General features: G+C 43.5%; 7 protein-coding genes. 4 read left to right on the forward strand and 3 right to left on the reverse strand.

The annotated features are described in order from the left end of the window. Window positions 1-7 precede the first annotated feature (7 nt). From QUA90_RS29470 to QUA90_RS29480, 3 genes are all read right to left on the reverse strand, one after another. Window positions 8-373 (reverse strand): hypothetical protein, encoded by a 366-nt coding sequence (locus QUA90_RS29470; RefSeq protein WP_333448686.1) that lies wholly within the window; start codon window positions 371-373, stop codon window positions 8-10. A 70-nt stretch (window positions 374-443) separates the two neighbouring features. Beyond that, window positions 444-1,289 carry a TdeIII family type II restriction endonuclease gene (locus QUA90_RS29475; RefSeq protein WP_333324619.1) on the reverse strand — a complete coding sequence of 282 codons (846 nt, stop codon included), beginning with the start codon at window positions 1,287-1,289 and terminating at the stop codon, window positions 444-446. A 172-nt stretch (window positions 1,290-1,461) separates the two neighbouring features. Beyond that, window positions 1,462-4,671 carry a glycoside hydrolase family 15 protein gene (locus QUA90_RS29480; protein WP_333324621.1) on the reverse strand — a complete coding sequence of 1,070 codons (3,210 nt, stop codon included), beginning with the start codon at window positions 4,669-4,671 and terminating at the stop codon, window positions 1,462-1,464. Between the two features lie 111 nt (window positions 4,672-4,782). Here QUA90_RS29480 and QUA90_RS29485 point away from each other — a divergent pair, with 111 nt between their 5' ends. The 4 genes from QUA90_RS29485 to QUA90_RS29500 all read left to right on the forward strand — a co-directional run. Further along, window positions 4,783-4,920, forward strand: coding sequence for a hypothetical protein (locus QUA90_RS29485; RefSeq protein ID WP_333324623.1), 138 nt, complete (start codon window positions 4,783-4,785; stop codon window positions 4,918-4,920). 206 nt (window positions 4,921-5,126) lie between these two features. Further along, window positions 5,127-5,858 (forward strand): WecB/TagA/CpsF family glycosyltransferase, encoded by a 732-nt coding sequence (locus QUA90_RS29490; RefSeq protein ID WP_333448687.1) that lies wholly within the window; start codon window positions 5,127-5,129, stop codon window positions 5,856-5,858. A 292-nt stretch (window positions 5,859-6,150) separates the two neighbouring features. Next, complete coding sequence (locus QUA90_RS29495; RefSeq protein WP_333448688.1) at window positions 6,151-7,875, forward strand: AAA-like domain-containing protein; 1,725 nt, start codon at window positions 6,151-6,153, stop codon at window positions 7,873-7,875. Continuing rightward, a partial coding sequence (locus tag QUA90_RS29500; RefSeq protein ID WP_333448689.1) for an AAA-like domain-containing protein occupies window positions 7,875-9,709 on the forward strand: 1,835 nt, incomplete at its 3' end. The genes QUA90_RS29495 and QUA90_RS29500, both read left to right, overlap by 1 nt.

Raw genomic sequence — 9,709 nt, forward strand, 5'->3', positions numbered from 1 at the left:
AAACCTTTTAAGTGGACATACAAGGGTAAAGTCTTGGCTGTTTAATAGTCTGTGTATTTACGCCGAGCTGTACTAGCTGTCGCCCAGTAAAATCTCGACAAATACTGGCTAAAAAATTTTCAGCAACAGTAAGTTGCAGCGAAAGCTTGCCTGAAGATATAAATGCTAAAATGCGTTCAATCTCATCGCAAGTAAATCTGAGTGCTGTTTTGCCAGATATGCTGCTGATGCCGTTTCTGAGTGTGGCGGCTTCTAAGTTAAGAAATTCTTCTAACTCCGCAAAGTGACTGGCGAAAGATCGAGACTTTCTGGCTAACAATCCTACTTCTTTTTCTAAAACAAATGCTAATAATTCATGAAGTTGCCCTGACACTTTTCTTTTTCCTCAACTCTTTTATATATTAGTTAACTGAAAAGAGAAAGCTGAAGAAACTCATACTTTACTAAAATCCAAAAGCAAGAGCATCAAGCATATGCTTACCCTTCTCCCGCCCCACTTCTTGATATATATCCAAAAGTTCTTCGTAGGCAGTCTCTCCCCCTATAATATTCCAAAACTCATGTCCCATAATGACAGCTTGTTGAAAAGGCGTGTACTTCCTTGCCACTGGCCATTTATAATCTGAACGATTTGGCCCGTAAGGATTGTAAGCCATAGCATAATAAGATTGAGCATCGGGCCGAGACAGTCCGCACAGTAAATGATATCTCAGCAGTCGTTGAATTACCTCCAAGCATTGTCCTTTGTTGGGTTTTGACCCTTTAATTTCAAAGAAAAATTTCCTCCCGTCACGGGATAGCACGTACAAATCTGCTTTGACTCTGACCGATCGCGTAACTAAATGGTTCGTTTTTTGAGCCACAAGAACAGCTTCTATCATTTCTTCAAAAGCAGGTTTATTTGCATTATTGTCTGCTGACTGTTCAAATAGCGCTATCTGATGCTCAATTTCATTGATAGCCTCTATGCTAACTTCGCCATAAATTTCATAGCTTCTGCTTGCTTCTTGGTGATGTTCCAAAGCAATGAGTTTTGCACATTCTTCATAAGTTGTGCCCAAGCTGCTGCTGAAACCTCTTTCAAACTCGTTAATCCGTAGCAATTCTGAGGGCATAATAGCAGCCTGAAACGGTTTTAGTTGACCTTTAGAGGATTTGCATGATAAATATGCTGCTGGAATATCAAGTTTCGGTATTAGCCGTCCTCTGTATTCATTGACAAGATTTTCGATGAAAACTTCTAAGTATGCTTTGATTATGATGCGGGTAGTTGAGCTAATAGCTGACATTATTTTACTGCAAACATTCTGTTGACTAGACTTGTTGAAAGCTACCATACCAAATCAAGCTTAAATATCTCCCTTATTTCTTAGTCCGCAGAGGCGGACTTCGTTTGTGTAGTTGCGGTTTCAACCGCCGAACTATGGAGGGGGTAGCTTGTATTAACCACCCGCACTCAATCTATCCAAACTTCGTCAAGAATCTGAAAGCATCGAGTACGTGACTCGCGCAAACGTAAGGCGAAGTATTGTAAAAAGCTTGCCAAGCCGCCGCTTTATCTTCGTCGTATTTATCGGATCTTTCCTGGTGTTTACCCAGCCAATTCAGCCGCACTGCGTGACCGACTAATACATCTAAAACGATGTATTCTTCTACTTGCAAATCTGGGTTACGCTGGGCGATCGCTGCCAACTCCATCAGCGCCTCAATATTGACTTGTCGGTATTCCGGTGCGACAATCTTATTCAGCAAATGCTCGATTTGTAGCGCGAAATTCTTTTCGCCTGGGGTCATTTCCGATAAAATGATATGGCTATCTAAGCGATTGCGCCGCTCTAATTTGTCGCCAATTATCAAGCCTTTGCAGTGCCGCAGGAGTCCCCAAACACTCGGATAAAAATCCTTCGGTACGCGATTGACAGTACCTTCCATCTGCCGCTTCCGCCGCCATCCTCCCGCAGGCATTTGCGGTTCTTCGGAAACAGGCGCTACTACCCATTCAATATCTTTTTCCGCCTGTTTGACGCGCAGGGATTCTTGCTGTTTAAGGATTTGATTCATTTCCTCGTATTCTGTCAACACTTGGCGCAGGCGATTTTTGATTTCAAAAGGGCTTAGCTGCATTAAATGTTCGTAAGCTTCATTTTGCGTCACTCCTAATTCGCGGGCTAATTCGCTTGTTAACAGCAGAATAAAGTAGCTAACTCTCAGTGTCAGTAGACCTTTAAATAATTGCGGTTCTGCTTTAATTAGGACGCTGAGGTAAATTAGAATTTCTTGGGTGAGAACTCGATCGCGAATATCTTCTCCGCAGAATTGGCGAATTTTGTCCATCACTTCGGTGTAAGATCCGGGTCGCGAAATTATCGAATCTTCGCTGTAGGCTTTCCCCACAGCAATCTGTTTTTGCCGCACCAAAATATCTGTCACCGCATCGGACAAGCTGATATCAACCTTGTCCAGCAAACCTGCGGCATGGCGGATGACTGCCCATTGGATTTTTGATTGCGAACTTTCTCCAGCTTTGGTATAAACTTCGTTGAGCAAATCCACAACTTCTACTGTTTCTTCCGCACCTCCAAATCCTGTATGAAAATTTAATCCTTTGAGTCTAACTAACGTGTGTAGCAACTCAATTTGTTCGTACAGATTTTCTGAATCTCGCAGGCTATTTAGCAAAAAGTTAGTATTAGTTTCACACTCTAATTTAAATTCTTGCGTGTGACCCAAAGGCCAAGTTTTTTCAGGATTGTAAGTTAGATAGCTGCGCGTTTCTACTGCACCTGTCACCGGAGATTCGGTAAATTCAAAATCGTGCATGAAATCAATTCTTTCGGTGCCAGCGGTCAGCATTAACTGCTTAAGATTTCCGAGTTTAACGGGCGTGTTTTTACAGTGTCCATCCCGGAATTCCTTCATTAATTCTAACAACGCTTCCCGGCCGGTTTCCAGCATCGTGTGAGTCAGCATCAGCGTTACCGTAGGGCGTCCCAACTGATACCAGTGGTGGTGAATGTGAGCTATTTCGCTCTTGATTTGGGCTACTAAAAAATGGTAATCTAAAGTTAAGTAAAACTCTTGTCTGTTCAAAAATGAGGGGAGAAATACGATCGCCTCTTCGCGAATTTTAAACACCCGAGAAGTTGTTAAACTCCGCAAACGGCGCACGGGGCGGCCGGTTAAGCCTAATTGGTCGTTGCGTCCAATTTGCGTGTAAATAGCTGATAATTCTTTAGTCTGGCGGACTTGAATAGGTTCTACCTGTTTTGGGGTTTGCGCGGCAATGCCGTTAGCGGCTAATTCTGCTTGCAAATCTTCGTCTTCAGCTAACAGGGCAATTTGCACTAAAGGTTCTCTGTGTTGGCCGACCGACAGGTGCCTTCCCAGCGGGTCAATATCGCCCACTGCGATTAATCCTTCATTTAGCAATTGACCGAGAAAATACAGACTTTGCGCCCAAACCAGGGGAATATTTTCATTGGGTAAGCGCTGCTGGCTGCGGGGATTGAGCTTTTCTGCTTCTATATTTTCGGCGGGGACGTAGTACAATTCGGGTAGTAGTGGCAAACCAGAGCGATCGACTGCTAGAGATTCCAAACGCTGCTGGTACTCCTGCACTTGAGCTTGATTTCCCTGAAATATGCCGTCCAAGAGCAAATAAGTGAAAAATAGCGGCCACTCGCATTCAATGTGCTCGAACTGCCTTAATTCTGTGGGTTCGTAGTGCAGGCGATCGGCATCTTCCAAAACTGTTTGGTGTCCGTCCCGCAGAAACCGCTTGCAGCCGTATTTTCCTTGCAATTTGTCAATGATCTTATTTCGAGTCCGTTCTATTAATTCTCGGTCTTCCACAGCAAAAGCCGGAAAACTAATCACGCTCAATAAAGCCGCATCTACTTCTTTTGAACTAGATTCGCGAGGCAAAAGCGATTCCAAAGTTATGCGACTTCTGGCAATTTCGTCTGGCAAAACGTGAATAACTGATGCTTGAGAACCTTTAATTCCGAACAAATCTAACCCATTTATTGCTTCCAGCGCTGCTTTCGCCATGCCAACTGAACTGGCGTTCAATTCTGCATTGCCGCGATTGATTTTATGACCTCTTTCCCAAATTCCGTAATCCGGCGTGCGGTAGGCTCTACCGATGTAGTAAACTAAATTTTGCACGAAATTGACTTCATCTATTGTAAAAATTACGTGCAGCCCGGAAGCCGTCATTTGAGCAAGAATTAATAAAAATATAGAGGTAGCGTCTAACTGTAAATGACCCCACTTGTCATCACCGACAACAATACTTCCAGTTTGAGTATTGTATTTAGCGTGCAGGGCATCTAGGGGCGACTGAGTATTTTTAAAATGTTCTACTTTGCTCGATTGCTGCATCATCGCAAACAGCAATCCGCGCATCAATTTGACTGTGCTATGTTCGAGTTCAAATGTTCTGCCCTGATCACCATCAATTTTGCGGTAAGCTAAACCCAAACCCCAAACCGCGAGAATGCTGTACACGTTGTCGCGTACCCAGGCATCGGTGTAGTCGCCGTGGGCGTTGACGGCGGTACTCGCCGGCAGCAAACCAGTAATTGGGTTCTGGCGCTTGAGGATGATGTTTTTGATTTGCTGGTAGTAATAATCTAACCTGGTTTGCCGCTGGGTTTTTGCGATCGCCATTTCGTTTTCCTTCTTTTTCCTGATGCGAGCCGAATTGCGGTGAATAGACTTTTAAATATATCAGAGTTTAGATTATTTCTCAAGTTATCCAAACACAAAAAGGTAATTGCCATGTCTACCCGTAACAACAATAACAATAGCGTTCCTTTCGTGAAAGTTGTCTACTCTACAGTTAAAATTAATGGTAAAATCGAGCTAGTACCGATGGAATGGTACGCTGACGGGTCGGTCAAAAAAATCGAACACTAATGCTCGATCGCACTTGGCTGGCCAACTCTAATGAACTTGCGCGACCCGTCGCTTACAAAAAAACCGGTTTCTGGGCCACCGAACGATGACTTAACAGACTATTGGTGGCACAAACCGGGTTTTTTGCGACCAAAACTGCTCTAGCGTCGATCGCCAATCTCAGCTAATTTAAATAACTAAGTGTGTAGGAATATCAAAGAAAAAATATGGATGTATCGCGCCCGCAATTTTCAGTGCTGGGACTACCAGTTCACATATTAGATGATTATGCAGGTTGGCTGATGCAGCGCCTGCATCAAGGGTTAGGAAGTCACGTCGTGACGCTGAATGCTGAAATGGCGATGCAAGCCGAGCAAAATCCGGCTTTAGCAGATGTAATCCGCAAAGCGGAACTGGTGATTCCCGACGGTTCAGGAGTGGTGCTGTACTTGCGAATGCGTGGCAAACCGGCACAGCGCTATCCGGGGATTGAATTAGCAGAATCGCTGCTGCAACAAGCGGGAAAATTGCCTGATTCGGAACCACTATTTTTCTTTGGAGGTTCCCCAGGAGTAGCTGCTGCGGCGGCCAAAACTTGGCAGCAAAAAGTTAACGGATTGTCGATTGCTTCTCAACACGGTTATCTTTCCGCTGATGAAGAAAAAGACTTCCGTGAAAGCCTCAAAAAAATGCAACCAAAACTGATTTTTGTAGGCTTAGGAGTGCCACGCCAAGAATTTTGGATTGCCGAAAACCGACACCTTTGTCCTGATTCGATTTGGGTGGGAGTTGGTGGCAGTTTCGATATTTGGGCGGGAACAAAAGACCGCGCGCCGGCTTGGTTTTGCGACAATCATTTAGAATGGTTGTACCGGCTTTATCAAGAACCTTGGCGGTGGCGCAGGATGTTAGCTTTGCCACAGTTTGCATTGAAAGCTTTGGGAGATTTTCGAGGGTAAAAGTTCCCATTAGAATCGGGTTTACGGGAGTTATGGCTGATATTGCCGATCGCGCGTGAACCCGTCTTTACAATAATTCTGGTTAATTTACCTGACATGATACAGTATATTACCGTAGAGCTGGTAAACTTAATCTAGTAAGTAGATCGGCATGAAAAAACAATAATATCTTGTAGGGGCGATCGCGAGCGAAGATATATAAAAGCCCGCAGCAAAGCCTAGTCCTCTTCACTAGATATTCTTGGGGCCCAAAGGGAGTAATAGCGAATCACCTTTAGTCAAAATCCCATTTATGAGTAGTTCCCCAAGAAAGAAAAAAACCATCTTGTTTTTGGCAGCTAACCCCAAAAACTCCACGCCCCTGCGCTTAGGTAAAGAGGTTCAAGAAATTGCCGATGGGTTGCAACGTTCTAAAAAGCGTGACAAATTTCAACTGGAGCAACAGTGGGCGGTAACGCCCAGAGAAATGCAGCGAGCAGTCTTAGATTTTAATCCAGAAATTGTCCATTTTTCCGGACATGGTGCAGGAGAAGGCGGGTTAGCCCTTGAAGATGACACAGGACAAATTAAGCTGGTGAATGCAAAAGCATTAGCCGGCCTCTTTAAACTGTTTCAGGATCAAGTTGAGTGTGTGGTACTAAACGCTTGTTATTCAGAAGTGCAAGCCAAAGCCATCGCTGCCCATATTCCTTATGTGATTGGCATGAACCAAGCCGTCGGTGATAATGCTGCCAGAGAATTCGCAGTAGGATTTTATGACGCATTGGGTGCCGGTAGAACTGTCGAATTCGCCTATGAATGGGGTTGTACCAGTATTAGTATGGCCGGCATTGCTGAAGAACTGACGCCGGTATTGAGGACAAAGCCTGATTCTCCTGTAGAGACAACAATTGAAGGGAGAGAGGCTTTAGATGCAGCAGTGACCGAGAATGTTGAAGATCCACCTGTTGCGGTTGAAAATACCCGATCGCTCCCCTCACCGGCCATTTCAATTTCCAACTTAGATAACCCAGAAGGTTCTGTTAGCTTAGATTGTCATCTCTATATCCCTCGTCCTCCCATTGAATCCGACTGCTATCAAACCATTGTTAAACCTGGGGCTTTGATCCGAGTTAAAGCACCTCGTCAAATGGGAAAAACCTCTTTATTACAGCGCATTCTGCACCAGGCAAGGGAACAAGGACATCAAACTGCGTATTTAAACTTTCAATCTGCTGATGCAAGTTTTCTTACCAATCTTGATGAGCTGTTGCAGTGGTTCTGTGGCGACATCACCAATGAATTAAACTTAGAATATCGAGTAGCAGACTACTGGAAACAAGGCATGGGGAGCAAGCAAAAATGCGGCAACTATTTTCAGCGCTATCTGTTGGCCACCATTACTTCCCCCTTAACTCTGGGATTGGATGAAGTTGATCAAGTTTTTCAGTATCCTGAGATTGCCCAAGAATTTTTTGGATTACTGCGGGCGTGGCATGAAAAAGGGAAAAACGAACCAGCTTGGAAAAAACTGCATTTAGTCATCTCCCATTCCAAAGAAGTTTATATTCCCCTCAATATCAACCAATCGCCGTTTAATGTCGGTTTACCAATTGAGTTGCCGGAATTCAACCATCAACAAATTAATGAATTGGTACAAAAACATCAAGTGAATTGCTCGGCAAGTGAAATAGAACAACTAATAGGAATGGTAGACGGGCATCCTTACCTGTTAAGAAAAGCCCTCTATGAAATTGCTCGCGGTTCTTTGAACCTCAAACAATTTTTACAGATGGCACCTACAGAAGAAGGAATTTATGGCGATCATTTACGTCGCCATTTATTTAACCTCACAGCCGATCCTAATTTGGAAGCAGCAATGAAACAAGTAATTGCTAGTTCCCATCCGGTACGATTAGAAGCAAATCTAGCGTTTAAACTTCGCAGTCTGGGTTTAGTGAAACTGCGGGGTAATGATGTAATTCCTCTGTGCAATCTCTACCGCCTTTATTTTAAAGATCGCTTGGGAGTTCATTAATGAATGACAAACCTGATTTACATTACGAATATCAAGTAGGTGGTAGTTTACCTGTTGATGCACCAACCTATGTTAGGAGACAAGCTGACCAAGATTTTTATGACGGATTAAAAGCCGGAGAATTTTGTTACGTTCTCAACTCGCGACAGATGGGTAAATCTAGCTTGCGCGTGCAAACAATGGCTAGATTGCAGCACGAAGGATTTGCCTGTGCTGCCGTTGATATTACAGCAATTGGCACTTCAGATATTAGTCCTAAAGAGTGGTATTTTGGAATCACTGACTCACTGGTGAATAGTTTTGAACTTTACAATCATTTTGATTCCTATGAGTGGTGGATGAGTCACGAGTTGCTGTCTCCAATGCAACGCTTTAGCAAATTTCTCGGAGAGGTATTGCTGAAATTTATTGATAAATATATCGTTATTTTTGTTGATGAAGTTGACAGCGTATTGGCTTTGCCCTTTAATATTGATGATTTTTTTGCAGTGATTCGTGATTGTTTTAACCAGCGGGCAGACAAGCCTGAATATAACCGTTTAACCTTTGCTTTGATTGGGGTAGCAACGCCTTCCGATTTGATAAGCAATCAGCTTCGCACTCCGTTTAATATTGGCAGGGCTATTGAGTTAACGGGTTTTCAATTAGCAGAAGCACAACCTTTGGCCGTAGGCTTAGAAACTCAAGCAGAAAATTCTCAAGCGTTGTTAGAAGCGATATTATCTTGGACTGGCGGACAGCCATTTTTAACGCAAAAAGTTTGTAAATTACTAAAAAATCATCTTAATTCCGAATTAATCGAGACTCACCCTGATTTGGTAACTGATTTAGTCGCAAAAAAGGTGATTGAGAATTGGGAAGGACAGGATGAGCCGGAGCATTTAAAGACGATTAGAAACCGCATTTTACGCAGCAAACAACGTGCAAGTCGGTTGCTGGGGATATATCAGCAAATTTTACAAAACAATCAGATAGTGGCTGATGATACTCCCGAACAAATGGAACTACGATTAACAGGTTTGGTAGTTAAAAAATCTGCTAAATTTAAAGTTTATAACCCAATTTATCAATTTATTTTTAACCTTGATTGGGTAGAAAAAGAATTAGCGAATCTCCGCCCTTACAGCGAAAGTTTTAAAGCTTGGCAAGATTCTGATTGCCAAGATGAATCGCGACTGTTGCGGGGTCAGGCGTTGCAAGATTCTCAAACTTGGGCGACCGGCAAAAGTTTGAGCGATTTAGATTATCAGTTTTTAAATGCCAGTCGGGAACTACAACAACGGGAAGTTGAACGAGATTTAGCAGCTCAGAGACAAGCTAATCAACTTTTGACTGAAGCGAATCAGACGCTAACCAAGGCACAGCAAAAGGCACGATGGATTACAATTGGAACCACGGTTTTTGCTGGGGTGGCTCTGTTAATTGCAAATTGGGCAATTAATTTTACCAGCAACCGAGTCTCTCACGTTAATAAGTTATCACATACGGTCATGAAAAGTGCTTTTTCCACTCGAGCATTTATTTCTGAGCAGACATTTCAAGCACTGCTGGAAGCATTGAAGGCAGGGCAAGGATTCAAACAACTAGATCCTTCAGCCGAGAGTACAAAAGACATCAAAGGACTAGTGATCGAGACGCTGCAACAAGCTGTTTCCGAAGTCAAAGAGCGCAATAGTTTGGAAGGCCATAGCAGTTCGGTCATGAGTGTCGCCTTTAGCCCAGATGGCAAAACCTTGGCTTCTGCCAGCAGTGACAACACGATAAAACTGTGGAACCTGCAAACCCAAAAACCGATTGCCACCCTCACCGGCCATAGCAGTTCGGTCATGAGTGT

Source organism: Microcoleus sp. D3_18_C4, assembly GCF_036702355.1.
Taxonomy (GTDB): domain Bacteria; phylum Cyanobacteriota; class Cyanobacteriia; order Cyanobacteriales; family Microcoleaceae; genus Microcoleus.